We start from the raw sequence: 24,293 nt of genomic DNA, 5'->3' as shown, positions 1-24,293 counted from the left end.
GTGGGCGGACCCCAGACCGCCCTTGCTGTGAGCCCTGTCTGTCATCCAGCGGGGACTGCCTTGTGGGTCGGTAAAACGGATGCTTCTCCGTGACGCTTGTCTTTGGTGCGGGCGGCCGGACTCGAACCGGCACTCTCATAGAGAAACGAATTTTAAGTTCGTTGCGTCTACCCGTTTCGCCACGCCCGCCCCTGCTCTCAGCCACGGCCCCACGAAGACCAGCCCGAATTGGCCTGAGAGCACGTCTCTGCTTATCAGCGTTTTCTGTATCTTCGCCACCCTCACCAGACGCCCAGAAGCGCCTTAGCTCAGGCCGCCGATAAAACCGGTCTCGTCGACGAAGATATTTTCGGCGGCAGGGTGCGAGGGCAGACCCGGCATGGTCATCACCTCGCCGCACAGCGCAACGACGAAGCCAGCTCCGGCCGACAGTCGCACATCCCGGATCGGCAGGATGAAATCCTCCGGCGTCCCGCGCCTCGTGGGGTCGGCGGAGAAGCTATATTGGGTCTTGGCCATGCAGATCGGCAGATCGCCATAACCCATGGCTTCGAACTCCGAGAGCTTCTTTAGCGCGCCCGGCTCGATCGAGACCCCACCGGCGCGGTAGATGCGCCGCGCGATGGTCTCGATCTTCTGCACCAACGGAAGCCCGCTCTCATAGAGCGGGCTAAAATTGGACGCCTGCTGCGTAAGGCTCACGACCTCTTCTGCAAGCGCAACAGCGCCGGCCGATCCGTCGGCCCAATGCGAGCAAAGGTGCACGCTTGCATCCACCGCCGCGCAAGCAGCCTCGATCGCGGCGATCTCCGAGGGAGTGTCGCTGGTGAAGCGGTTGATCGCGACTACCACCGGAACGCCGAATGCCTTCATGTTCTCGATGTGCCGCACGAGGTTGCCCGCGCCGCGCTGTACGGCCTCGACATTCTCCGGGCCCAGATCCTTCTGCGCCACACCGCCATGCATTTTCAGCGCACGCACCGTCGCCACAATCACCACCGCCGAAGGCGCAAGGCCCGCCTGCCGGCACTTGATGTCAAGGAACTTCTCCGCACCAAGATCCGCACCAAAGCCCGCTTCCGTGACGACATAATCGGCAAGCCCGAGAGCCGTGCGCGTAGCGATCACCGAATTGCAGCCATGGGCGATGTTGGCGAAAGGACCGCCATGGACAAAGGCGGGCGTACCTTCCAGCGTCTGCACGAGGTTCGGCTGGAAGGCGTCGCGCAGCAGCGCCGTCATCGAGCCCGTGATCTTCAGTTGGCTGGCTGTCACCGGCTGACGGGCGCGGGTCTGGGCCACCACCATACGGCCAAGACGCTCTTCAAGATCATTCAGCGAGCGAGCAAGACAGAAGATCGCCATCACTTCGCTGGCGACCGTGATGTCGAAGCCGTCTTCGCGCGAGAAGCCATTGGCGGGACCGCCGAGACCCACCACGACGCTGCGCAGCGCACGGTCATTCAGATCGACGACACGACGCCAATTGATGCGGCGCGTGTCGATATCGAGCGCATTTCCCCAGTAGACATGATTGTCGATCGCTGCCGCGAGAAGATTATGCGCGGCGCTGATGGCATGAAAGTCCCCGGTGAAATGCAGGTTGATATCCTGCATCGGGATGATCTGCGAATGCCCGCCGCCGGTAGCGCCCCCCTTCGAACCGAAGACCGGTCCGAGACTGGGCTCACGCAGGGCGATGGCGACCTTCTTGCCCGCGCGCGCCAATGCGTCGCCAAGACCGATCGTCGTCGTGGTTTTGCCCTCACCTGCCGGTGTGGGATTAATGGCAGTGACCAGGATCAGTTTGCCGTCAGCCCTGACCTCGGCTCGGCGGGCGAAGTCCAGCGCGATTTTGGCCTTGTAGTGGCCATAGCGAAAAAGGGCGTCGACCGGCACGCCGAGTTTGGCGCCAATCTCTTCGATCGGACGAGGGTCGACCCGCGCCGCGATTGCCGCGTCGCTGTTCGGATCGATCTCACGCACTGCCTTGTTCATGATGATTGCCGCTCCTCCCTCGCCCTCAGGCCACGCGTGTGCGTTCGGCCAGAATGGCCACGAGCATCATGCCGCCGACAACCGCCAGATGCTCGACGACAAAGTAAAATTCGATCAGCCGCGCTTCGCCTTCCATGGTCCAGAAGTGATGGGCGATGGGGATGGTCAGGACGGTGAAGATCGCCAGCCCACCTGCCCCGAGCCAGGTAGCCCGGTTGATCAAAATGAGCGCCGCGCCACCGAGTTGGGCGATGATGGTGAGCACCGCAAAAAGCGCCGGCGGATTCAGCCCGAAATAGGCCATCTCTTCCTGCGCGTTGCCGAAGTTCACGAGCTTGTCGATACCACTTCCGAGAAACATGAAAACCAACAGAAGTCGCGCGACGAAGGCCGTGATGGGGGACCGCAGGATTCCGGAGATGAGAGCCGGTGTCATGACGTCGTTCCTTGTGGAGCTACGACCCGAAGAAATAGCGTAACGCACAGTTGAAGGCGAGCGCCCCCATGGCGCCGCGGACGCTACTGGCGCGTCTCCTGTGCATCCGTCGGCTCGTCCGGGTTCTCAGCCTCGTCCTGCTCGCGGGCGGCCTTGGCCTCGGCGATGAACTCGGCGGCCTGTCGCTTGGCCTCGCGTACGCTTTCTGCAAGTTCGCGCGTATACCGTTCGAGATCCAGCCTCAGCCCCCCGACGGAAGGCTTCTCCGTCTCGGCAGCATAAGCGACCATGCGCAGCGACAGGCCGAGATCCGAGACGAGGTCGGACATGAAGCCATCGCTCAGATCATGCGCGTCCGCGTACGCCATGAGCTGGTCGTAGAGCGCCGAGCGGTGCTCTTCATAGACTTCCTCATAGCTCTCTTCTTCGTCTTGCGGCGTCTCGTTCCAGTCAGCCATACCAGCCTCTCAATGCCTTCTGTCAGGCAACGCCGTCGCGTATCGGGGGCTGGAAGGTCAGCCCCATGTCCCAAGGGAAGTAGATCCAGGTATCCTGGCTCACCTCGGTTATGAAGGTGTCGATGATGGGCCTTCCGAGTGGCTTGGCATAGACCGTCGCGAAATGCGCCTCGGGCAGCATGTCGCGCACCACTTTCGCCGTCTTGCCGGTGTCCACGAGGTCATCGATTACGAGGATGCCCCTGCCATTGGCCCCGGCGGCCTTGATCACCGCTTCGGCGATCGGCTTCAGGACCTCAGTGTCACCCTGGTTCTTGTAGTCGTGATAGCTGGCGATGCAGACCGTTTCGATAAGCCGAACGCCGAGTTCCCGCGCCACGATCGCGGCAGGCACCAGACCTCCGCGCGTTATGCACACGATCCCGGAAAAGGGACCGGCCCCCGCCAACCGCCAGGCCAGCGCACGCGCGTCGCGATGGAACTGATCCCAGGAGACCGGGAAGGCCTTGGTCTGGCGGTCGTCTGACATGGATCAGTTTACCTCGAATGGTCTCAGCAAAGGCGTTCAAGATCATTAGCTGCGGCGCCGCCGCTACTCCAGTGGCAGCACACGATATCCCCGTTCGCGCGCGTCAGGGTGCAAGCTTCATCGCAATGTCAGCGACCATCGCGCGAACATCGAACATGGCGGCGGCAAGCTTGCCGGGGTCACGCGAACGAACCACGAGGTTCGTGTTCGGCCGGCCATCCTCCGCGATGAACGGATAGGAACCTATGGTGACATCAGGATGGGCCTGCGCGATCAGGCGCAGCGGACCTCCGACATCGCCCTCCTTCGCATTGGCGGGAATGGTTTCCGAGAGCATGCGGATGCCGGTCTTAAGCTTCGGCGCCACCTCGTCGAGCATGGCCTGCATGATGGTCGGCACGCCCGCCATGACGATCACGTTCTCGATCCAGAATCCCGGCGCCTTTGAAACCGGATTCGGCACCAGTTCCGCCCCGGCGGGAATGCGCGCCATGCGCAGGCGCGCCTCGTTCAGGTCGGCCTCAGCAATGCGCTCGAGTAACATAGCGCGGGCCCTCGGATCGACATCGATAGCCACGCCGAACGCCTTCGCGATCGAGTCGGCCGTGATGTCGTCGTGGGTGGGCCCGATGCCACCGGTCGAGAACACATAGGTGTAGCGCGCGCGAAGAGCGTTCACGGCAGCAACGATCTCTTCCTCGATATCAGGCACCACACGCACCTCGCAGACGTCGATACCGATGGCTGTGAGATACTCAGCGATGTAGCCGATGTTTCTGTCCTTGGTGCGTCCCGACAGAATTTCATCGCCCACGACCATGATGGCTGCCGTGACCGGCTCAACCGCGCCGCTCATCCGATTCCACTCCAGAATGATGACCCATGGCCCCCGCCGACCGGCCATTTCGCCACAAATGAACGCAGCCCACGCCGCAAGCAAGGGCACGAAGCCTATCGATTAGGCAAATGCTCGCCTTTTCGTCGAATATCGCCATCTGGAAACTTCCGCCTCTTCCTCTGGCCCCGCGTTTGTAGCTAACTTGTGGGAGTTGGGGAGTAGATTTGAACCGATGAGCGTCGCTTTCGACGAAATGACCAATCCGGACGGTTCTATCCGTGCCGCGTATTCCGCCCTGGCTCGCTGGCTCAGCGAAGTTCCGCCTGATGTCCTGGACTATCGCCGGAAGGAGGCGGAGTTCATATTTCGCCGCATCGGCATCACCTTCGCGGTGTATGGCGACAGCGATGCGCAGGAAAGGCTGATCCCGTTCGACATCATTCCGCGCATTCTGACGAGCAGCGAGTGGGGTCGACTGTCACGCGGACTGGAACAGCGCTCCAAGGCGCTGAACCTCTATATCAAGGACGTTTACACCAAGCGCGACATCCTGAAGGCGGGTGTGGTGCCCGAGGATCTCGTCTACCAGAACCCTGTTTTCCGGCCAGAGATGAATGGCCAGAAGGTCCCGCACGATCTTTACGTCCATATCGCCGGCATCGATGTGGTGCGTGTGGATTCCGAGACGTTCTATGTTCTGGAGGACAACGCCCGCACGCCATCCGGCGTTTCCTACATGCTGGAAAACCGCGAAATCATGATGCGGCTTTTCCCCGAACTGTTCGCGGACAACCGCGTCGCCCCGGTCGAGAACTACACCGATGAATTGCTGGCGACGCTGAAGTCACTCGCACCGAACACGGCGACGAGCGATCCGGTTGTGGTCGTGCTGACGCCCGGCATCTACAACTCGGCCTATTACGAGCACTCCTTCCTTGCCGACAAGCTCGGCGTGGAACTCGTTGAAGGCCGGGACCTGTTCGTACGCAACGACGTGGTGTTCATGCGCACCACCGAGGGGCCGCGCCGCGTCGACGTGATTTATCGCCGCCTCGACGACGACTTTCTCGACCCCCTCGCCTTCAGGCCGGACAGCGCTCTGGGCGTGCCCGGGCTGATGAGCGCCTATAACGCCGGCAATGTCACGCTGACCAACGCGGTCGGTACCGGCGTCGCCGACGACAAGGCGGTCTACAGCTACATGCCGGATATCATCCGCTTCTATCTCGGCGAGGAGCCACTGCTGAAGAACGTGCCGACCTGGCGCTGCCGCGAGCCGGACCACCTGAAATACGTGCTCGATCATCTGAGTGAGCTTGTCGTCAAGGAGGTCCACGGATCGGGCGGCTACGGCATGCTGATCGGCCCACGTGCGGACAAGGCACAGATTGAACTGTTCCGCGCGAAGCTCATCGAAGACCCGAACAACTTCATCGCCCAGCCGACCCTGGCGCTGTCGACGTGCCCGACCTTCGTGGAAGAAGGCATTGCTCCGCGCCATGTGGATCTGCGTCCGTTTGTACTGACCGGCTCGGATCGCGTGCGCATTGTGCCGGGTGGGCTCACCCGCGTGGCACTCCAGGCGGGTTCGTTGGTCGTCAATTCGAGCCAGGGTGGTGGCACCAAGGACACCTGGGTCCTGGAGGAGAGCTGACGGCGGGTTAGTGATAAGGGTGAGGGGCGGAACGGCTGCCGGTCGTTCCGGTTTCCGCCCGCAACGAGAGAGTGTCCCTTCAGTCCGGTCTCCCCGGTGTTGGGATGTCGATACGCACGAGTGTGGGTTGGAGCGAATCGATGCCGATTGAAACATGGCTGACCTTCGTCGCCGCTTCTGCGGTTCTCCTGATGATTCCGGGCCCAACGATATTGCTCGTCGTGTCCTATGCTCTTGGCCAAGGACGGCGTGTTGCACTGCCGGTCGCCATCGGCGTGACACTTGGCGATTTCACCGCCATGACTCTTTCTATGCTTGGCCTTGGCGCCCTGCTGGCGACTTCGGCTGCCCTGTTCACGGCACTGAAATGGATCGGTGCGTGTTATCTGATCTGGCTTGGCATCAAGCTGTGGCGCAGCGGCGGACAGGCTCGGCTCGGCGAAGCCCGATCGACCGGATCAACGGGAAGGCTCATCGCCCATTCCTGGATCGTGACCGCTCTCAACCCGAAGAGCATCACGTTCTTCGTTGCCTTCCTGCCCCAATTTCTCGACCCTGGACGGAACTTCTTTTCGCAGATGGTCATTCTTGAATTGACCTTTCTCGTCCTCGCCGGCGCCAATGCCTTTGGTTTCGCGCTGGTTGCTGGCCGCATGCGTGAGACGATCGGCCGTCCATCCATCATCGCCGCCATCAATCGTGTCGGCGGCTCCCTTCTGATCGGGGCGGGCGTCGCCACGCTCGCCTGGCGCAACGCCAAATAGACGCGGGTCCCATGCTTTCACGCACAGCAGACAATCTTTACTGGCTTGCCCGCTACATGGAGCGAGCGGACTGCCTCGCCCGCATCATCGATGTGACACAGCGGCTGGCGCAGCTCCCGACCGCTTACGGCGGCTCGACCAATGAGTGGCGCTCGGCACTTCTGACCGCAGGATGCGCCGATCTTTTCAAGCAGTTTCATGGCGATGAGGCGAACGAGCAGAATGTGATCGCCTTCCTGGCGTTCGCGCAGGAAAACCCGTCCTCCATCCGCAACTGCTTCGAAACCGCGCGCACAAATGCCCGCTCCGTGCGGACGGCGCTGACCATCGAGATGTGGGAGACGATCAATTCCGCATGGCTTGAGCTGAAGCGATACTCGACCAAGAGCATGACCCGTGAGGAACTTGCCCGGTTCCTCAACTTCGTCAAGGAGACCTCGCTGCGCTTCGACGGCGCCGCGTACCGCACCATGCTGCGCAACGATGCGTTCTGGTTCTCACGCGTGGGAATGTATGTGGAGCGGGCAGACAACACCGCCCGCATCCTTGATGTGAAGTATCATGTGCTCCTGCCGGATTCCGAGCATGTCGGCGGCCCTCTGGACTATTTCCAGTGGGCATCGATCCTTCGCTCGGTCTCCGCTCTGACCAGCTTCCACTGGGTTTACCGCGAGAGTGTGAAGCCTTGGCTCGTTGCCGATCTTCTCATTCTCAACGGGCAGATGCCGCGCTCCCTGACCAGCTGCTATCAGAACATCACCCGCTATCTCGACGATATCGCCGCTTACTACGGGAGACAGGGGCAAGCGCAGCGCCTTGCGCGGTCGACGCTGACCAAGCTCGGCAACAGTCGCATGGACGACATTTTTCAGACGGGCCTGCACGAATACATCGATAATTTCGTTTTTGAGAACAACCGCGTCGGTGGCACGGTCACCGAACAGTACTTGCTGTGAACAGCCCACGGGTCCTTGCGTCATGCGTATTAATGTAAACCACGCCACGACCTATACGTACGATCCACCTGCCAATGGAGCGATTCAGGTATTACGGCTGACGCCTGGCAACTATGACGGCCAGTATGTCGTCCGGTGGCGTATCGATGTGTCGGAGGGGTGCCGGCTGCGTGCCCATCAGGACGCGTTCGGCAACATAACCCACAGCTTTGCCGTAGACGGGCCAATCTCCGAGCTGCGTGTGCTGGTCGAAGGCGAGGTGGAAACCCAGGACACCGCCGGCGTGGTCCGCGGTATCAAGGAGCGCTTTCCGCCATCGCTGTTCATGCGCGAGACGGAGCTGACAGCGCCCGAAGCGGAACTGTGCGCCCTGGCTGATTCCATCGTTACCGACGACACTAGCCGACTGGCGACGCTTCATGCCCTCATGGACGCGATAGGCGACGTCATGAGCTATGACCCTGACCCGACCCACGCCTCGACCACCGCAGCCGAGTCATTCGCGTTGAAACGCGGAGTGTGCCAGGACTTTGCGCACATTTTTATCGCGTGCTCGCGCCATCTTGGCATTCCTGCCCGCTATGTCAGCGGCTATCTGGTCGGGGATGGAGCGGCAGCCGACACCGGCGCTGGCCATCAGGCAGGCCACGCCTGGGCAGAAGCCTATGTCGAGGATCTGGGCTGGATTGGGTTCGACGCCACGAACAAGCAATGCCCGACCGACGCCTATATCCGGCTCGCCATAGGACTGGACTATCTGGGCGCCGCGCCGGTTCGCGGCAACCGCTATGGCGGAGGCGACGAGCAACTTTCTGTCGCCCTGCAGGTCGACCAATCAAGCCGGCAGATTCAGGGCTGACGTGTTGCCGATCAGGAAAGCGCCCCGCTATAAGGGCGCGCAGGGGGCGAGTCCGCACGCCTTGGCGCTGCGGATCTAAGGGGAAGTGCCTTCCATGACCTATTGTTGCGGGATTCTCGTGAATGACGGTCTGGTCATGATCGCCGACACGCGGACCAATGCCGGACTGGACAACGTCTCGACCTTCCGCAAGCTCCACATCTTCGAGGAGCCGGGCCGCCATATCATGGCTCTCGCCACAGCCGGCAATCTGTCCATCTCGCAGGCGGTGATCAGCACTCTTCAGGAAGGCCTCGAAAACCCCGAGACCGGCAAGAAGGAAACGCTGGTCGGCTGCACCAGCATGTTCCGGGCGACGCAACTGGTCGGTCGCGCGACGCGCTACGTCTACAGCCTCTACGGCGAAAGCCTGAAGGCGGCCGATGTTCGGTTCGACGTGTCGTTCCTGTTCGGCGGCCAGGTGAATGGCGGACGGCTGCGGATGTTCATGATCTACGCAGCGGGCAATTTCATCGAGTGCACGAACGACACGCCTTTCCTGCAGATCGGCGAGCACAAATATGGGAAGCCGGTTCTCGACCGCTCGATCACGTTCGACACCGATCTGTACGACGCGCTGAAGTCCGGGCTGATCTCAATGGATTCGACCATGCGCTCCAATCTGGGTGTTGGCATGCCGATCGATATTCTGGTCGCCCGGCGTGATGCTGCCCAGGCGGAACTGAGCTACCGGATCGAGCCGGGCGAACCCTATTTCCATGATCTTCGCGAGCGCTGGTCGGCGGCACTGAGGGCAGCGCACACTTCCATCCCACGTCCGCCCTATGGCGATGTGCGCTGACGCGTAAAAATACAAAAGACGACCGGAAGATGTTCAGCCTTCCGGTCGTCCCTATGTTGTATTACCGCCCACATCCGCGGGCGGACGAAAGACCGTCAGGTCAGCAAGTACAGAAGAATGATGATCGGAATGGGAATGCCGATGAGCCACATCAGAATAGCGGGCATATTGAGCCTCCTTCGTCCTCATTAATCTTGATGTTCGTTCTATGACTTGGGTTGTTCAACCTCTTTCGCAGTAACAACGCGGACAGCGATAACTGGTTCCCACGCTTTTGTGAGGCGCATCGGTTCGCTCGTGGTGCGTGCGCACGCCTTGCCCCTTCCGTGAGGCTCGTTCATCTTCCGCGCTCGCGGAGGAGAACGCCATGAATCGCACACGCATCGCCCTCGTCACCGGCGCCGGCACCGGCATCGGCAAGGCCGCCGCCATCGCCCTTGTCGAAGCCGGGTTCACCGTGGTGCTCACGGGTCGCCGCCCTGAGCCTCTTGAGGCGGTTGCCAAGGCGATCGGAGCGGGCACTGACGTCATTCCAGCGGACGTTTCCGATCCTCAGTCTGTGGCAACGCTGTTCGACACGGTCGCCGATCGCCATGGACGGCTCGACCTGCTGTTCAACAATGCAGGTGGCTGGTCAGCCGCGACGCCTATCGAAGACATTCCGCTGGAGGATTGGCAGCGCGTCGTGAACGTCAACCTGACAGGCGTGTTTCTGTGCATCCAGCATGCGATGCGGATGATGAAGGCGCAGAATCCAAAGGGCGGACGGATCATCAATAACGGGTCGATCTCGGCGCATGCGCCGCGCCCTCTGACGGGCCCCTACACGGCGACCAAGCACGCTGTGACCGGCCTCACCAAGCAGGTCGCGCTGGAAGGACGCGCCCACAACATCGCCTGCGGGCAGATCGATATCGGCAATGCCGATACGGACATGGCGGTGAAGATGAAAACCGGCATCCTCCAGCCGAACGGTCAGATCATGGTCGAGCCGACCTTCGATCCCGCCGATGCCGGCCGGGCGGTGGCCTACATGGCAAGTCTGCCACTTGAAGCCAATGTGCTGACCATGACGATCATGGCCTCGGCCGCACCGTTCGTGGGACGGGGATAAGCCCGAATTTCGGCCTCACAGATAGGCGAGAGCACCCTGGAACAGGATCCAGCTCAAAAAGCCCATCACGCCAAGGCTGATCAGCGTCGCGACGATGCCCGCACAAATGAAGGCGCCGTCGCGCTCCACCAGACCGAGCCCAAGGATGCAGACTGCGATACCGGGCGGCAGGTTGCCGAAGATCGGTATCGGCAGCAGCAGCAACAACCCTAGGACGAGCACCATTCCCCCCAGCACCAGGCGCGCGGAGGCGCTGGAGAAATAGATCAGCCGGGGCCGGGAATACCCTTCGAAACGGCGTATCCATTTCAAGGCGCCGTTGATGATTTTCTCGAGCAGGCTGCGTGAGAACGTGCGACTGGCAAGCCAGCGCGGGAGCCACAGCTCATCCCGCCCAAGCATCATCTGCACGCCGACGAAGCTCAGCAGCACGCCGCAGATCACCGGAATTCCGGGAGGCATGGGCAGGCAGTTCGGCAGGCCGAGCAGAAGGAGCGAGAGGCCGAACGCACGGTTTCGCAATGCGTGCACGACTTCGCCAACGCCGATGCGTTCCGCCGAATGGGCGGTCACGATCGCGGAGAGCAGCTCCGACGTGCGCGGGGAGCGGTGATCCACGGGTCGACCTGACACCTCATGCCACGGATGACCCAACCGGCCCCCGTTTCGCCGACCTCATAGCACGGGGAAAGCGGCAAGGAGAGGGCATCGGCGTGAAAAAGGCCTCGGCCCTCCGCTCACAGGTCGACCACCGGAGCGCTCAGTTCAACCGGAACACTCCGTCCACGCGACGCAATTCGGCCGGCTTGATGAGTTGCGAGTGGGCTACCGTGACCGAGTGCAGCGGGCCTTCCAGTTCACGCGCCCAGAATTCAAGAAAGCGGTTCAACTCCGGGAAATGCGGGCTCAGATCATAGTGCTGCCAGAGATAGGTCTGTAGAAGCGCCGGGTGGTCGGGCATGCGATAGAGAATCTGCGCGGTTGTCAGTCCATAGCCGGTGAGTTGCCGAATGAAGTCCGGTGATGCAACACCTCGCGGCGCGCGCGCTTCCGTGGTGGGCCCGTTCGACGCGTCTTGGAATGCCATGTGGAACCTCCTGTCGCGATGATTCCAATTGTGTGGACCCCTCGACCGTCCCGCAAGGTTAAAATTTGCATTTCCTGTTCAATATCAATGCATTGGCAGCATGTTTGACGGAGTGCTGACAGGACGCCGCCGTCACCCGCTGGCACTCTCACCTCGTGACTGCCAGTTTTTTGCCGTCCGGCCCTTGCGTCGCATTTGGACGACTCCTAGATGTCGGCCAGCGGTACGGTGACGATCCCGGAATCGTGCCGCAACAGATTTAGCGATCGATACGAATTCTGGAGAGAACCGATGAAGTTCCGTCCCCTGCATGACCGGGTAGTGGTCAAGCGCATCGACGCGGAAGAGAAGAGCGCCGGCGGCATCATCATCCCCGACAGCGCCAAGGAAAAGCCCTCCCAGGGCGAGGTGGTCGCGGTTGGTCCCGGCGCGCGTGACGAGGCCGGCAAGCTGGTCCCGCCCGACGTCAAGGCGGGCGACAAGGTGCTGTTCGGCAAGTGGTCCGGCACCGAGGTCAAGATCGACGGCGTCGATTATCTGATCATGAAGGAATCCGACATTCTCGGCGTCCTGGAAGCCACCGCATCGGCCAAGAAGGCCGCGTGAGCACGCTTTAACGCGGCTCGCCACACTTCACCGGAGTGAAAATACATGTCTGCCAAAGAAGTAAAATTCTCGACGGATGCGCGCGACAAGATGCTGCGCGGCGTCGACATCCTCGCCAATGCGGTGAAGGTCACGCTCGGCCCCAAGGGTCGTAACGTCGTCATCGAGAAGAGCTTCGGCGCCCCGCGCATCACCAAGGACGGCGTCACCGTCGCCAAGGAGATCGAGCTCGAGGACAAGTTCGAGAACATGGGCGCCCAGATGGTGCGCGAAGTGGCCTCGCGTACCAATGACCTCGCAGGCGACGGCACCACCACCGCCACCGTGCTCGCCCAGGCGATCGTCAAGGAAGGCACCAAGGCGGTTGCCGCCGGCATGAACCCGATGGACCTCAAGCGCGGCATCGACCTCGCTGTCGAGGCGATCGTTGCCGATCTCAAGAAGAACGCCCGCAAGGTGACGTCCAACAGCGAGATCGCCCAGGTCGGCACCATCTCCGCCAATGGCGACGCCGATGTCGGCAAGTTCCTCGCCGAGGCGATGCAGAAGGTCGGCAACGAGGGTGTCATCACCGTCGAGGAAGCCAAGACCGCCGAGACCGAGCTCGACGTCGTCGAGGGCATGCAGTTCGACCGTGGCTACCTTTCGCCCTACTTCGTGACCAACGCCGAGAAGATGCGCGTTGAGTTCGAGGACCCCTACATCCTCATCCACGAGAAGAAGCTCTCGGGCCTGCAGGAATTGCTCCCGGTCCTCGAGGCTGTTGTCCAGTCGGGCAAGCCGCTCCTGATCATCGCTGAGGACGTCGAGGGCGAGGCTCTGGCCACGCTCGTCGTCAACAAGCTGCGCGGCGGCCTCAAGGTCGCGGCCGTGAAGGCTCCCGGCTTCGGCGACCGCCGCAAGGCCATGCTGCAGGATATCGCGATCCTGACCGGTGGCGACGCCATCTCCGAGGACCTCGGCATCAAGCTCGACTCGGTGACGCTCGACATGCTCGGCCGCGCCAAGAAGGTGGTGATCGAGAAGGAAAACACCACGATTGTCGACGGTGCCGGCAAGAAGAAGGACATCGAGGGCCGCGTTGCCCAGATCAAGGCGCAGATCGAGGAGACCACCTCGGACTACGACCGTGAGAAGCTCCAGGAGCGTCTGGCCAAGCTCGCGGGCGGCGTCGCGGTGATCCGCGTCGGCGGCGCGACCGAAGTCGAAGTCAAGGAGAAGAAGGACCGCGTCGACGACGCCCTGCACGCCACCCGTGCGGCCGTCGAAGAAGGCATCCTTCCGGGCGGCGGCGTTGCTCTGCTGCGTGCCACCAAGGTGCTGGAAGGCGTCAAGACCGCCAATTCCGACCAGAAGACCGGCGTGGATATCGTCCGCAAGGCGATCCAGGCTCCGGCTCGCCAGATCGCCAGCAATGCGGGCGAGGACGGCTCCGTCATCGTCGGCAAGATCCTTGAGAAGGACAGCTACTCCTTCGGCTTCAACGCCCAGTCCGGCGAATATGTCGACATGTTCAAGGCGGGCGTGATCGATCCGGCCAAGGTGCTGCGTTCCTCGATCCAGAACGCGGCGTCGGTGGCTTCGCTGCTGATCACCACCGAAGCCATGATCGCCGAACTGCCCAAGAAGGGCGGCGCGGCCCCGGCCATGCCGGGCGGCGGCATGGGCGGCATGGACTTCTGATCGACGTTCCACGCTTCTGAATGGGAAAGGCGCGGCGAAAGCCGCGCCTTTTTCGTTGTATGGGCGATTGCGACCGAAGCGCCGGGATCACGCGGCCTCGCGTCCCTCGCCCGCCGCCGCGTCGTACCCGGCATCCAGTTCCCGCTCGTGAGCGCGATCGAGATTGACGCCTGCTGTCTCGATACGAAACAGCCAGGTGATGAGAGCGCCCAGCAACGAGGTTCCCGCCAGGCCGTAGAGAAGATTGGTCGTGCCGATATCGGCCAGCAGGATGGGGCACAGGAAGGCGGTCGAGACCGCGCCAATCTTGGCGAAGGCCGCCGCAAAGCCGGCACCCTTGCCGCGAACCTCAGTCGGAAACACCTCACCGGCCAGAAGGTAAGTCTGTGCGTTCGGACCGAGATTGGTCATGAAATTGAACAGCATGAACCCGGCGAAGATGAGCACTGTCTGCGCCACGCCGGTGTACTGGGTGGAGAAGGACGCGATCAGCAGCCCAGCGGCGCAACCGATGAAGCCGAGCACCTGCAGCGGAATACGTCCTACCCGGTCCGCCAGCATTACCGCTCCGACAACACCCACGATCAACAGCACGTCGACCAGCGCCACGCCCTGCGCCGCAAGGATCTGATTGCCGATAATATCGGTGACGTTGTGCACCTGGACAGCCGAATGGCCCAGGGCGGCGGCCAGGATGGTCGGCGTGAACAGGCCGATGCCATAGGTGCCAAGATCCTGCAGAAACCAGGGCACTGAAGCCAGAATGGTGGCCCGGCGGTTCTGCCTGTTGAACAGCGCCGACCAGCCCATCTGGGAAGGGTGCTGATGGTGTCGAGCACTTTGGCGGACAAGCATGACTGTGCGGGGATAGGTGGGATCGCGCTTGAGGAGCCTGGCAGCCTCGCGCTCGGCTTCATCGATGCGGCCATGGGCGAACAGCCACGGGGCGCTTTCGGTGACGTAGAAGCGACCAAGCGTGACCAGGGCGGCCGGGATGATGGCTGTCGCGTACATCCAGCGCCAGGCCGAGACGTCTGGAAGATTGACCAGAACCACGTAGCCAACGGCGCTGCCGACCAGTGCTCCAAGCGCCTGAAAGCCGAACGCCCCCAGAACCAGACGCCCGCGCGATGCGCTCGGAATGCTCTCGGAAATGATGAGATGCGCGGTTGGGTAGTCACAGCCCAGAGCCACCCCAACGCCGAACAGGAAGACGACGAGCCAGAAGTAGCTGGGGCTCACCGACAGCAGGACGAGGAAAACCATGAAGATGATCATCTCGACCACGAACATGAACTTGCGGCCGAATGTGTCCGAAAGCCCGCCGAGAGCGAGTGCGCCAACCAGGATACCCGCCAGCGAAGCCGCGCCGACGAAGCCGTGCTGGGTGGCGTCCATGTCGAACTCAGCCGAAATCAGCGGCAGGGCGACGCCCGTCATAAAGACGACGAGGCCCTCGAAGAACTTGCCGAAGGCGGCGAGCCACCAGATGCGCCATTGCATGGCCGTCATCGGCGCCCGCCCGACGGGGGTCCCATCGGGCCAGAGGGGAAACTCGTCGATGTAGTCCTGCACCCTTCTCCCGGCACCCGCCGCACGTCCGGTTGAACTCTCTCGCGTCATTTCATCCCCCAATAAGCTGGCAGACATCAGTTACGGCGAGCGGCGTGAATGCGCTGTGACAGGTCGAGCCGGATACTCGGGCTCGGGAAATCGAGGTGCGATGCCATCCAACTTTGTGTAGCGGCGCCTCAGTCCAGCGTTTGCCGGAAGCGCTTAACGGCGATCACCATCGCCACCACCATGATGGCGGACAGCGCGAGGATGTTGTTCATCAGGTCGGCGGCATCCGCGCCCTTCAACAGAATGCCGCGCACCATGCGCAGGTAGTGCGTCAGCGGCAGCGTTTCTCCGATCCATTGCGCCCAGTCCGGCATGCCTGCGAAGGGGAACATGAAACCGGAAAGCAGGATGTTGGGCAGGAAGTACATGAACGTCATCTGCACCGCCTGGAGCTGGTTCTGGGCCAGCGTCGAGAATGTGTAGCCAATCGACAGGTTGGCGACGATGAACAGCACGGTGAGCGTGGTAAGCAGCCCCAGAGACCCGATCATGGGGACGTTGAACAGGAACAGGCCTGCCAGCACGATCATCGCCGCCTGCATCGCCCCCACCAGCACATAGGGCGCGATCTTGCCGAGCATCACCTCCACTGGCCGGATCGGCATGGCCAGCAGCGATTCCATGGTCCCCCGCTCGATCTCGCGCGTAACGGAGAGGGCGGTGAAGATCAGCATCGTCATGGTGAGAATAGTGCCGAGCAATCCGGGCACGATGTTCAGCTGCGTCACCGCCGCCGGGTTGTAGCGGGCGTGGGTGATGATCTGAAACGGGGGCGGCGCGGCCTCGAGACCCGATCCCGATGGTCCTCCCTCCTTGGTGAAGCGTTCCCGCTGAACCGCCGTATCCACCAGCGCCCTCAGCGCTGCGACCGCGCTGCCGGACGCGACGGGGTCGGTGGCGTCGGCCGCGACCAGCATGGATGGGCTTTCACCCCGCCGCACCGCGCGCTCGAAACCCGCCGGGATTTCCACGATGAAAGACACATCACCTGAGCGCATCAAATGGTCCGCCTCGACCGCACTGGATGGCTGTGCGACGACGGCGAAATACTTGGTGTTCTCGATCGCGGCGAGAATGGAGCGCGTCAGCGACGTGTTTTCGTAGGCGAGCACGGCGGTCGGCAGATGACGCGGGGTCGTGTTGATCGCGTAACCGAACAGCACCAGTTGCAGCAGAGGGATGCTGATCATGGTGGCGAAGGACACCCGATCACGGGCAAGCTGAAGGAACTCCTTGCGCACCATCGCCCCGACGCGCTGGAAGAAGCCGCTCAGGATCATTGGAAATTGTCCTTCGACCGGCTCATGAGGTCGATGAAGACGTCTTCCAGCGTGGGCTCATCCCGCCGCCAGACCAGGCCGGGACGTTCGCGCAGCGGCGCGATGGCCGCCTCCAGCGCGGCAGCATCGTGCCCGCCCACGTGAACGGAGTTGCCGAACGGTGCAACCATCTCAACGCCGGGCAGTTCGGCGAGTTCACGCGCCAGCGCGGCGGGATCGGGTCCGGAGACGTTCCATGTCACCAGCCCGACAGACGCGATCACCTGATCGACCGTGCCCTGCGCGAGCAGATCGCCATAGGCGATATACGCGATCTCATGGCATCGCTCCGCCTCGTCCATGTAGTGGGTCGACACCAGCACGGTCAGCCCCTCGGCCGCCAGTTCGTGAATCTGCGCCCAGAACTCACGCCGCGCCTTGGGGTCCACGCCCGCTGTCGGCTCGTCGAGCAGCAGCACTTTCGGCGAGGGCAATATGCAGGCGCCAAGCGCGAGCCGCTGCTTCCAACCGCCGGAAAGCGATCCTGCGAGCTGCCGTCCGCGCCCTTCCAGCCCCAACCGTTGCACCGCCGCCCGTGCAGCGCCCACCGGATCCGGCACACCATAGACCCGTGCGACGAATTCCAGATTCTCGCGAACGGAGAGGTCCGCATAGAGGCTGAAGCGCTGCGTCATGTAGCCGACATGACGCCGGATGGCGCGTGACTGGGTGAGGATATCCATGCCGAGGCAGGTGCCGCGTCCGGAATCCGGGGTAAGCAGGCCGCACAGCATGCGAATGGTCGTCGTCTTGCCTGAGCCGTTGGGCCCCAGAAATCCGTAGATCTGCCCGCGGCGGACCCGCATGGTGAGGTCACGTACCACCACGCGGTCGCCGAACTTCTTGCTGAGTCCTTCGACCTCGATGGCATAGTCGACGTCTCGCCCGCCCTCCGTCATTGCGCGATCTCGACGGTGATTGGCTGGCCGGGGCGCAACTTCAGCGGATCTTCCGGCCTGGCCTCCAGCATGAAGACAAGCTTGGCGCGCTCGTCGAGACTATAGATGACCGGTGGCGTGTATTCGGCCTCCTCGGCAATGTAGCTTACCGTGGCGGCAACGCCCTCCCCGCAGCCGTCGCAGCTCACCTGCACTTTTGTGCCGAGCTTGAAACGGTTCAGGTCCGGTTCGGGCACGAAGAAGCGCATCTTGATGAGTTCCGGCGGCAGCAGCGACAGCACCGGTCGCCCGACCGGCACCAATTCGCCTGGGCGGAAATAAACCGTCTCCACCGAGCCATCGGAAGGCGCGGTGAGCTTGCGGCGTTCAAGCCTCGTTGTCGCCGCGTCGAGGTTTGCCTGCGCGACGAGCACGGCCTTCTCAGCGGCCGTCACCCGCTCATCACGCGATGCCAGGCGCCCGACATCCATCTGCTTGCTGATTTCGTCCAGCGCCGCCTGGTTCTGGTCGAAACTCGCCTGCGCGCTGTCCAGCGCCGCCTTGGAGCCGACTTTCTTGGCGTAAAGATCCTGCTGCCTTCCAAGCTCGATGCGCGACAGTTCCAGCGCCGCCTGAGCGCGCCGCTGGCTGGCCTCCAGCACCGCGATCTCTTCAGGGCGCTGGGCGCTGGCCTTGAGATCGGCGAGTTGGGCCTTGGCCTCGTCCAGATTGGCCACAGCTGAATCGACCTCGGACTGTTGCAGCACAGGGTCGATCTGGAAGAGCATCTGGCCCTTCTGCACACGGTCGCCCTCATCGACATCAAGCCGCGTCACCCGACCGCTCTCATCGGGGCCAACGAAAATAAGCTCGGATTCGGCATAGCCCTGATAGCGCGGCGGGCCTTTGTCGGCGCACGCCGCCAGCGCAAGGGCGAGCAGCAGCGCACCGAGGCCCCCCTTTGAGCGGATGCGCCTCATGAATCCCTCCACCCTAGCCCCCTCAGCACGATCTCAGCATGCGCTTCCAACATGCCCGCCACGTCCAGTGTTTCGTTGCGCTGAAACAAGCCCTCCCACGCCGTGGCGACGAGAAGAGGGGCGACGAGAAGCTGGGGAAAGCGCAGTCCCGCGTCGGAGGAGATCTCACCGCGCTCCAGCGCACGCGCGTTGATCGCACGCAACAGGCCGAGCCCCCGCGATACCACCTCGCGATAATAGAAATCGGCAAGCTCGGGAAAGCGCTCCCCCTCGCCAAGCAGCAGCCGAATGACATGCCGGCGCGGTGAACGCACCGCTTCGTTGGCCAGATGCGCGAACAGCACCGAGAGGAACTGCCGTGTGCTGCCGGTAAACTCCGCGAATTCGCGCTCCATCCGGCCCAAAACCGGATCGATCGCTTCACGCACAAGCCCTTCGAAGAGCGCCTCCTTGGCCTTGAAATAGAGGTAAAGCGTGCCTTTCGCGACGCCGGCGCGGGTGGCCACGTCCTGCATGCGCGCCCCGGCGAAACCGCGCTCTGCGAACACCACAAGGGCGGCGTCGAGTATCGCCCGACGGCGATCGGCCGGGTCCCTGCCCGCTTTCCGGCCACGCGCCGGCGAAACAGTACCTCCGTGCGCGTCGGATTCGTCGGCCACGCCGCCCTCCTTCTATGACTGACCAGTCAGTCATAAATCAACATGGTCCGTTTGACGAGGGTTCCTTCATGACAGGCAGGCCCCTCGCCGGAATGCACCCAGGCCAAACGCAAAACGGGCGCCGCGAGGGCGCCCGTCCACCTTGATGGCTATGGTTATGCGATCAGTTCATCTTGCCGATGGCGAAGAACTGGGTTTCGCCGGAAGAACCGTCGACGCCGTCATTGTCCGTCACGAGAAACGCATTGCCGTCCTTGTCGATGGCAAAGCTCTCGATCTTGTCGAGCACATAGCCGTTGGGAGCCTTGAGAAGCGGCAGAAGGTCCTTCGCGTCGGTTTTGACCAGCACCGGCGGCTGGGCCTCCGACCCCAGGGCGACCGGGGTCACTCCCTTGAGCGAGACATAGGTGAGCTTCTTCACCTTGGCGCTGGGGCCGATCTGGTTGTCGCGCTCGATCACCAGAAAGCCGTCCTTGTAGGCGGTCAGCTCAGAGAGGCCGATCCACCCCTTTTCGGGCTGGTCGAGCGGATAGCGCACATAAGCCCAGCTCATCGTTGCGGGCGTGTAGGCGATCAGCTTCACGAAGCCCTTGGGATCGTCCTTCCACTCCCGCTGAACGGCGATCCAGACCGTCTCGTTCGCGCCGGAACCGACCACGGCCACACCCTCGAAGCCGAAGCGCTTGGCCTGTGCGGCGACGGCTTCAGGAAGGGCAATCTCCTCGGCGATCGCGCCATCGGCACCCACGCGCAGCAGAAGATTCTGCGTCGGATTTTCCTTCTTCTCCGGATTGCCTTCGGAAACGATCCAGAAGCCCCCTTCCGGCCGAACCGCGATGCCTTCGAGGTCGAGCCCCTTGGCCGGCTGCCCGTCGCGGGTCAGCACCATCGCGTCGGTGATCTTCGCCGGGATCGACGAAGCGTCGACGGTCAGTACCCGGGCCTGCGCATACGCGCTGTCGGTCACGGCATAGAGCTTGGCAGGCGTTGCGGGATCCGCCGCGAAGCCGGAGAGCGCGGACCACCAGATCGGCAGACCGTCAGGCCCGTTCACCGACTTGATGGTCGGATAGGTCGAGCTCTTGCCAGCCTGGCGCTCGTAGACCGTCACGACGGAACCAATCCCGCCTTCATCGCGCAGGTCCGTTTCGCTGGCGGTGACGAACAGGTTGCGGCTCGGAATGGCCATCAGCCCCTCCGGCCCGATGCCACCCGGCAGCACCTGCAGGAATTCCGGTGCCTCGGCACCACCCTTGTCGCGGTACACAAAAACAATGGAGCCGCGCTCGGAGGCAACGAAGATCAGGCGGTCATCACCGAAGGTCGCGACTTCTGCGCCCTCCATCTCGATGCCCTTCTTGTTGCGCTTGTCGGGGTAGTGCCCAAGGCTCACCGCCATGTGCTCCGGCACGTTGCCGGACTCGAACAGCAGCTTGCCGGTCTTGTCGAAGATGCTGAAGCCGCGCGTGCCGCCTTTCCAGTCGCCTTCATTGGCAATGACAAAGCGGTTGTCATCGATCCACTGAACGGTGTCGGGCTCGCGCGGCACATCCTTCATCGAGCCGGACAGGTCGATCACCTTGTCCTTCTTGGTATCGATCTGGTCGAGGTCCACCGTGCCAGCGGAGAAGCTGTTCGTCACCTTGCCGGTGGGCAGGTCCACGATAACGATGTGATTGTTCTCCTGCAGCGTCACGACGACTTCGTTGCGGGAGTTGATGTCGACATATTCAGGCTCGGGGTCCTCGGGCACTACGGCGGCGAGGCCCGTGAGATCAACAACCTTCTTGGACTCGTCGACCACGCGGCCGTTCTTGACCTCGAAATAGGTCAGGTTGCCCGGCGGCAGCTGGGGCATCGCGCCGTCATTGATCTCCTCATCGCGCTCATTCTCGATGGCGATGGCCAGGTAGCTGCCATCCGGACTCTTGGCCACGGCATCAGGCTGGCCGCCCAGGTCGATCTTGTCTTCGACCTTGCGCGTGGCGATGTCGACCACCGCGAGATGGCCTGAAGGGTTCGACTTCGTCACCGAGGTGTTCACGCCGACATAGGCCTTGCCACCGATAACGACGGTCGTCGTCGGCTCGCCGTCCAGAGCCACCACACCGGCGGCCTTCGGCATATTCGGATCGGTGATGTCGACGAAGCCGATCCGATGCCCGGGGCTGTCGCTGTAGATCAGCGTGTTGCCATCCTCGGTAAAGGTGATGATCTCGGCCGCTGTCGACTTTGACGGATCCGCGCCTGCGGGCAGGTTGTCGATGACATTGAACGTCGCAATGCGATTGAACGGCGCCGGCGACTGGGCAACAGCTGCGGAAGCCGCAAGGCCAAGCACGATGGCCGACACGCCTGCGAGAAGAATGGAGCGCATGAGTGAGATCCCTGGTGGCGCGGACCCCGAGTCCGCCTTGGGGCGCACTTCAAGTATCTGCGAATGACAAGGGGATGACGAAATCACGCGGAATCGTTGCGATAGCGCCGCCGTCTACGACTTTCGTCCAATCCGATTGGGTAAAAAGCTACAATTTAGTACTTGCGCTTGCCCCCCGGGCATCGTCTCCTTGTGCCATCGGGACAAGGCGCACAAGCGCTGCCCGGCGAGACCGGATGCCCGGTCTCGCAGTGTGGAGAACTCAGTTCATCTGGGTACGCACATTGGGAGGAAGTATGAGCCATTTATTCCACGGCAGTGCCGCAAGCACGTATTGGCCCGATGACGGGCTGCACGTTGCTAGACGGGGTTCCAACGGTTCGGGACGCGCGTAACACCCGCTCCGAGCCAATGGCCTGCAGGCTGCGGTTCAAGCGACGCTGAAGTGGATGCTGCGTATCTCCACAACACGCTCCTAGTTGCTTGCGAGACGCATGTGACGATCGCCATGGGAGCATGAGGTGGCGCGACAAGGTAATCCACGCCGCTGACGTCGTTGCGTAACTGAAGACCCGCAACTGAACCACCTGTAGGACTGCCGAGGGATCAGCATTGGGGTCCAGCACAGCATGTATAACGGTCAGCACTTCGCTCGACCGACAGCTTTTTCTTGTCTGCTCTGGAGAACCTGAAAGCTAATAACAACTTCTACGGACTGAACTAAACGTCATTTGCCGATCACTCGTAATATCGCCTACTCGATCACCTAAATGTAAATCGGCCGCTTAAAGTGCCGAATTCAACCGGATCAATATCCGGAATCCGAAAACGGGAGGAACGAATGTCGAAGTCTACGAAGGCGCTCTCGCGTCGCTCATTTCTCAGCTCGGGCGCTCTCGCGGGTGGCGTCGCCGCCAGCGCTCTCGCCGCACCGGCCGTGCTTGCCCAGGCCCCGGTAGTGGTAAAGATGCAGACTTCCTGGCCGGCATCGGACATCTGGATGGACTTCGCCCGTCAGTATGTCGTCGCCGTTGAGGAAATGTCGGGCGGACGTCTCAAGATCGATCTCCTGCCCGCTGGCGCGGTGGTCGGTGCCTTCCAGGTGCTCGACGGCGTCAATGACGGCGTGATCGACGCCGCGCACAGCGTGTCTTCCTATTGGTACGGCAAGCACAAGGGCGCGTCCTTCTTCGGAACCGGCCCCGTCTTTGGCGGCTCCGCCACCACGATGCTCGGCTGGTATTACCAGGGCGGCGGACAGGAACTTTATCGCGAGCTTACCCAGGACATCCTCGGCCTCAACGTCTACGGCCTGTTCGGCTTCCCGATGCCGGCGCAGCCCTTTGGCTGGTTCAAGAAGCCGATCAACGGCGTCGCCGACATTCAGGGCATCAAGTACCGTACCGTCGGACTGGCGGCCGACCTGATGCAGCAGATGGGCATGAGCGTCGCCCAGCTTCCAGGCGGCGAAATCGTGCCAGCGATGGAACGCGGCGTCATCGATGCGTTCGAGTTCAACAATCCCTCGTCGGACCTGCGCTTCGGCACGGCAGACGTGGCCACCAACTACTATCTCAGCTCCTATCATCAGGCATCTGAAGCCTTCGAATTCCTGTTCAACCGGGACTTCATGGACGATCTCGACCCCGACCTGCAGGCGATCCTGCGGCACGGCGTCGATGCCTCGGCGGCGTCGAACACCTATTTCGCGCTCGACAACTACTCGGCCGACCTCAAGAAGCTCCAGGAACAGCTCGGCGTCACGGTGTACCGCACGCCCAAGGACATCCTCGCGGCACAGCTGGTCGCTTGGGACGCGCTGATCGAGACGCTCTCGAAGGACGATTACATGCGCCGGGTGATGGAGAGCCAGCGCGCGTGGGTGGAACGGGTCACCTACTATGAGCTGATGAACGCGGCCGATCTCGGCCTCGCCTACAATCACTACTTCCCCGGAAAACTCGCGATCTGACCTTCACTCGGAGCCTGCACCTGCCGGGAGCGCCTGTGGCGCTCCCGGCTTAGTGACCGGGGAGCACCTTCCATTGATTGGATTCATACGTTTGGCCGATCGGCTGTCCGGCTGGTTTGGCAAGACATTCGCGTGGCTGATCCTGCTGATGACATTCGGCACCAGCTACGAAGTCTTCGTGCGCTATGTGCTGAACGCGCCGACGCCCTGGGCGTTCGACATGTCCTTCATAATGTACGGCACGCTCTTTCTGATGGCGGGCGCTTACACGCTTTCTCAGGGTGGCCACGTCCGAGGCGACTTTGTCTACCGGCTCTGGAAACCCCGAACGCAGGCGGCCGTCGACCTCGTCCTCTACCTGATCTTCTTCTTCCCTGGTGTGCTCGCCCTGATCATCACCGGTTGGAAGTACTCGAGCCGCTCGTGGAGCTATGGCGAAGTCAGCATCAACAGCCCTGCCGGCGTGCCTATCTTCCAGTTCAAGTCGGTGATGGTAGCCGCCGGTCTCCTGCTCGCGATCCAGGGCGTCGCCCAGATTTTCCGCTGCGTGCTTTGCCTGCGAACGGGCGAATGGCTGCGCGCCGAAAAGGACGTCGAGGAGACCGAGGAAGCCCTCATCCATCAGCGCGAGCAAGAACTCGAGCAGCGGGCCCATTCGTGAC

The 24,293-nt window shown here is 62.3% G+C and carries 23 protein-coding genes and 1 tRNA gene; 10 read left to right on the top strand and 14 right to left on the bottom strand.

What is annotated here, in order from left to right; all coding sequences use genetic code 11:
* Nucleotides 1-103 precede the first annotated feature (103 nt).
* The 6 genes from G3A50_RS18945 to G3A50_RS18920 form a co-directional block, all read right to left on the bottom strand.
* Nucleotides 104-189, bottom strand: a tRNA-Leu gene (locus G3A50_RS18945).
* Nucleotides 190-303: 114 nt separating this feature from the next.
* Nucleotides 304-1,998, bottom strand: a complete 1,695-nt coding sequence (locus G3A50_RS18940; RefSeq protein ID WP_163076693.1) for a formate--tetrahydrofolate ligase — start codon at nucleotides 1,996-1,998, stop codon at nucleotides 304-306.
* 25 nt (nucleotides 1,999-2,023) lie between these two features.
* Nucleotides 2,024-2,434, bottom strand: a complete 411-nt coding sequence (locus G3A50_RS18935; protein WP_163076692.1) for a DoxX family protein — start codon at nucleotides 2,432-2,434, stop codon at nucleotides 2,024-2,026.
* An 83-nt stretch (nucleotides 2,435-2,517) separates the two neighbouring features.
* Nucleotides 2,518-2,892 carry a hypothetical protein gene (locus tag G3A50_RS18930; RefSeq protein ID WP_163076691.1) on the bottom strand — a complete coding sequence of 125 codons (375 nt, stop codon included), beginning with the start codon at nucleotides 2,890-2,892 and terminating at the stop codon, nucleotides 2,518-2,520.
* Nucleotides 2,893-2,914: 22 nt separating this feature from the next.
* Nucleotides 2,915-3,421 carry a xanthine phosphoribosyltransferase gene (gene gpt, locus G3A50_RS18925; RefSeq protein WP_163076690.1) on the bottom strand — a complete coding sequence of 169 codons (507 nt, stop codon included), beginning with the start codon at nucleotides 3,419-3,421 and terminating at the stop codon, nucleotides 2,915-2,917.
* A gap of 103 nt (nucleotides 3,422-3,524) precedes the next feature.
* Nucleotides 3,525-4,277 (bottom strand): competence/damage-inducible protein A, encoded by a 753-nt coding sequence (locus G3A50_RS18920; RefSeq protein ID WP_163076689.1) that lies wholly within the window; start codon nucleotides 4,275-4,277, stop codon nucleotides 3,525-3,527.
* Between the two features lie 214 nt (nucleotides 4,278-4,491).
* On the opposite strand from G3A50_RS18920, the gene G3A50_RS18915 reads away from it, so the two are divergent.
* From G3A50_RS18915 to G3A50_RS18890, 6 genes are all read left to right on the top strand, one after another.
* Nucleotides 4,492-5,913 carry a circularly permuted type 2 ATP-grasp protein gene (locus tag G3A50_RS18915; protein WP_163076688.1) on the top strand — a complete coding sequence of 474 codons (1,422 nt, stop codon included), beginning with the start codon at nucleotides 4,492-4,494 and terminating at the stop codon, nucleotides 5,911-5,913.
* Between the two features lie 140 nt (nucleotides 5,914-6,053).
* The gene (locus G3A50_RS18910; RefSeq protein ID WP_163077845.1) at nucleotides 6,054-6,677 is read left to right on the top strand and encodes a LysE family translocator; all 624 of its coding nucleotides are present in this window, start codon (nucleotides 6,054-6,056) and stop codon (nucleotides 6,675-6,677) included.
* Between the two features lie 11 nt (nucleotides 6,678-6,688).
* Nucleotides 6,689-7,633 (top strand): alpha-E domain-containing protein, encoded by a 945-nt coding sequence (locus tag G3A50_RS18905; protein ID WP_163076687.1) that lies wholly within the window; start codon nucleotides 6,689-6,691, stop codon nucleotides 7,631-7,633.
* Between the two features lie 22 nt (nucleotides 7,634-7,655).
* Nucleotides 7,656-8,492 (top strand): transglutaminase family protein, encoded by an 837-nt coding sequence (locus G3A50_RS18900; protein WP_163076686.1) that lies wholly within the window; start codon nucleotides 7,656-7,658, stop codon nucleotides 8,490-8,492.
* Between the two features lie 94 nt (nucleotides 8,493-8,586).
* Nucleotides 8,587-9,333 (top strand): proteasome-type protease, encoded by a 747-nt coding sequence (locus G3A50_RS18895; RefSeq protein WP_163076685.1) that lies wholly within the window; start codon nucleotides 8,587-8,589, stop codon nucleotides 9,331-9,333.
* A gap of 367 nt (nucleotides 9,334-9,700) precedes the next feature.
* The gene (locus tag G3A50_RS18890) at nucleotides 9,701-10,447 is read left to right on the top strand and encodes an SDR family oxidoreductase (protein ID WP_163076684.1); all 747 of its coding nucleotides are present in this window, start codon (nucleotides 9,701-9,703) and stop codon (nucleotides 10,445-10,447) included.
* Between the two features lie 15 nt (nucleotides 10,448-10,462).
* Here the strand turns inward: G3A50_RS18890 and G3A50_RS18885 are convergent, their stop codons facing one another.
* Together G3A50_RS18885 and G3A50_RS18880 are read right to left on the bottom strand one after the other, a co-directional pair.
* The gene (locus tag G3A50_RS18885) at nucleotides 10,463-11,065 is read right to left on the bottom strand and encodes an exopolysaccharide biosynthesis protein (protein ID WP_246251879.1); all 603 of its coding nucleotides are present in this window, start codon (nucleotides 11,063-11,065) and stop codon (nucleotides 10,463-10,465) included.
* A gap of 142 nt (nucleotides 11,066-11,207) precedes the next feature.
* Entirely contained in the window at nucleotides 11,208-11,534 is a 327-nt protein-coding gene (locus tag G3A50_RS18880; RefSeq protein WP_163076683.1) for an usg protein, read from the bottom strand.
* Nucleotides 11,535-11,825: 291 nt separating this feature from the next.
* Here G3A50_RS18880 and groES point away from each other — a divergent pair, with 291 nt between their 5' ends.
* Nucleotides 11,826-12,140, top strand: coding sequence for a co-chaperone GroES (gene groES, locus G3A50_RS18875; RefSeq protein ID WP_163076682.1), 315 nt, complete (start codon nucleotides 11,826-11,828; stop codon nucleotides 12,138-12,140).
* 45 nt (nucleotides 12,141-12,185) lie between these two features.
* Entirely contained in the window at nucleotides 12,186-13,823 is a 1,638-nt protein-coding gene (groL, locus tag G3A50_RS18870) for a chaperonin GroEL (protein ID WP_163076681.1), read from the top strand.
* A gap of 87 nt (nucleotides 13,824-13,910) precedes the next feature.
* On the opposite strand, the gene G3A50_RS18865 is transcribed toward groL, so the two are convergent.
* The 6 genes from G3A50_RS18865 to G3A50_RS18840 form a co-directional block, all read right to left on the bottom strand.
* Nucleotides 13,911-15,335, bottom strand: coding sequence for an MFS transporter (locus tag G3A50_RS18865; RefSeq protein ID WP_163076680.1), 1,425 nt, complete (start codon nucleotides 15,333-15,335; stop codon nucleotides 13,911-13,913).
* Between the two features lie 239 nt (nucleotides 15,336-15,574).
* Nucleotides 15,575-16,726: an ABC transporter permease gene (locus G3A50_RS18860; RefSeq protein ID WP_163076679.1), complete on the bottom strand. Its 1,152-nt coding sequence runs from the start codon at nucleotides 16,724-16,726 to the stop codon at nucleotides 15,575-15,577.
* On the bottom strand, nucleotides 16,723-17,664 hold the full coding sequence (locus tag G3A50_RS18855; RefSeq protein ID WP_163076678.1) for an ABC transporter ATP-binding protein: 942 nt from the start codon (nucleotides 17,662-17,664) through the stop codon (nucleotides 16,723-16,725). The genes G3A50_RS18860 and G3A50_RS18855 overlap by 4 nt, the downstream gene beginning before the upstream one ends.
* Nucleotides 17,661-18,623, bottom strand: coding sequence for an HlyD family secretion protein (locus G3A50_RS18850; RefSeq protein ID WP_163076677.1), 963 nt, complete (start codon nucleotides 18,621-18,623; stop codon nucleotides 17,661-17,663). Before G3A50_RS18850 ends, G3A50_RS18855 begins: the two co-directional genes overlap by 4 nt.
* The gene (locus G3A50_RS18845) at nucleotides 18,620-19,282 is read right to left on the bottom strand and encodes a TetR/AcrR family transcriptional regulator (protein ID WP_163076676.1); all 663 of its coding nucleotides are present in this window, start codon (nucleotides 19,280-19,282) and stop codon (nucleotides 18,620-18,622) included. The genes G3A50_RS18850 and G3A50_RS18845 overlap by 4 nt, the downstream gene beginning before the upstream one ends.
* A 163-nt stretch (nucleotides 19,283-19,445) precedes the next feature.
* Nucleotides 19,446-21,659, bottom strand: coding sequence for an esterase-like activity of phytase family protein (locus tag G3A50_RS18840; RefSeq protein ID WP_163076675.1), 2,214 nt, complete (start codon nucleotides 21,657-21,659; stop codon nucleotides 19,446-19,448).
* 841 nt (nucleotides 21,660-22,500) lie between these two features.
* On the opposite strand from G3A50_RS18840, the gene G3A50_RS18835 reads away from it, so the two are divergent.
* Entirely contained in the window at nucleotides 22,501-23,631 is a 1,131-nt protein-coding gene (locus tag G3A50_RS18835; protein ID WP_163076674.1) for a TRAP transporter substrate-binding protein, read from the top strand.
* Nucleotides 23,632-23,704: 73 nt separating this feature from the next.
* The gene (locus G3A50_RS18830) at nucleotides 23,705-24,292 is read left to right on the top strand and encodes a TRAP transporter small permease subunit (RefSeq protein ID WP_163077841.1); all 588 of its coding nucleotides are present in this window, start codon (nucleotides 23,705-23,707) and stop codon (nucleotides 24,290-24,292) included.
* Nucleotide 24,293 lies beyond the last annotated feature (1 nt).

The organism is Ancylobacter pratisalsi, from assembly GCF_010669125.1.
Classification (GTDB): domain Bacteria; phylum Pseudomonadota; class Alphaproteobacteria; order Rhizobiales; family Xanthobacteraceae; genus Ancylobacter; species Ancylobacter pratisalsi.
The sequence above is the reverse complement of the archived record's forward strand: the minus strand, read 5'-3'. Positions and strand labels throughout refer to the sequence as shown.

Coding starts and splice junctions, on each gene's coding strand:
- G3A50_RS18940 (WP_163076693.1), bottom strand. CDS start 1,998: ATGAACAAGGCAGTGCGTGAGATCGATCCGAACAGCGACGCGGCAATC.
- G3A50_RS18935 (WP_163076692.1), bottom strand. CDS start 2,434: ATGACACCGGCTCTCATCTCCGGAATCCTGCGGTCCCCCATCACGGCC.
- G3A50_RS18930 (WP_163076691.1), bottom strand. CDS start 2,892: ATGGCTGACTGGAACGAGACGCCGCAAGACGAAGAAGAGAGCTATGAG.
- gpt (WP_163076690.1), bottom strand. CDS start 3,421: ATGTCAGACGACCGCCAGACCAAGGCCTTCCCGGTCTCCTGGGATCAG.
- G3A50_RS18920 (WP_163076689.1), bottom strand. CDS start 4,277: ATGAGCGGCGCGGTTGAGCCGGTCACGGCAGCCATCATGGTCGTGGGC.
- G3A50_RS18915 (WP_163076688.1), top strand. CDS start 4,492: ATGAGCGTCGCTTTCGACGAAATGACCAATCCGGACGGTTCTATCCGT.
- G3A50_RS18910 (WP_163077845.1), top strand. CDS start 6,054: ATGCCGATTGAAACATGGCTGACCTTCGTCGCCGCTTCTGCGGTTCTC.
- G3A50_RS18905 (WP_163076687.1), top strand. CDS start 6,689: ATGCTTTCACGCACAGCAGACAATCTTTACTGGCTTGCCCGCTACATG.
- G3A50_RS18900 (WP_163076686.1), top strand. CDS start 7,656: ATGCGTATTAATGTAAACCACGCCACGACCTATACGTACGATCCACCT.
- G3A50_RS18895 (WP_163076685.1), top strand. CDS start 8,587: ATGACCTATTGTTGCGGGATTCTCGTGAATGACGGTCTGGTCATGATC.
- G3A50_RS18890 (WP_163076684.1), top strand. CDS start 9,701: ATGAATCGCACACGCATCGCCCTCGTCACCGGCGCCGGCACCGGCATC.
- G3A50_RS18880 (WP_163076683.1), bottom strand. CDS start 11,534: ATGGCATTCCAAGACGCGTCGAACGGGCCCACCACGGAAGCGCGCGCG.
- groES (WP_163076682.1), top strand. CDS start 11,826: ATGAAGTTCCGTCCCCTGCATGACCGGGTAGTGGTCAAGCGCATCGAC.
- groL (WP_163076681.1), top strand. CDS start 12,186: ATGTCTGCCAAAGAAGTAAAATTCTCGACGGATGCGCGCGACAAGATG.
- G3A50_RS18865 (WP_163076680.1), bottom strand. CDS start 15,335: ATGACGGCCATGCAATGGCGCATCTGGTGGCTCGCCGCCTTCGGCAAG.
- G3A50_RS18860 (WP_163076679.1), bottom strand. CDS start 16,726: ATGATCCTGAGCGGCTTCTTCCAGCGCGTCGGGGCGATGGTGCGCAAG.
- G3A50_RS18855 (WP_163076678.1), bottom strand. CDS start 17,664: ATGACGGAGGGCGGGCGAGACGTCGACTATGCCATCGAGGTCGAAGGA.
- G3A50_RS18850 (WP_163076677.1), bottom strand. CDS start 18,623: ATGAGGCGCATCCGCTCAAAGGGGGGCCTCGGTGCGCTGCTGCTCGCC.
- G3A50_RS18840 (WP_163076675.1), bottom strand. CDS start 21,659: ATGCGCTCCATTCTTCTCGCAGGCGTGTCGGCCATCGTGCTTGGCCTT.
- G3A50_RS18835 (WP_163076674.1), top strand. CDS start 22,501: ATGTCGAAGTCTACGAAGGCGCTCTCGCGTCGCTCATTTCTCAGCTCG.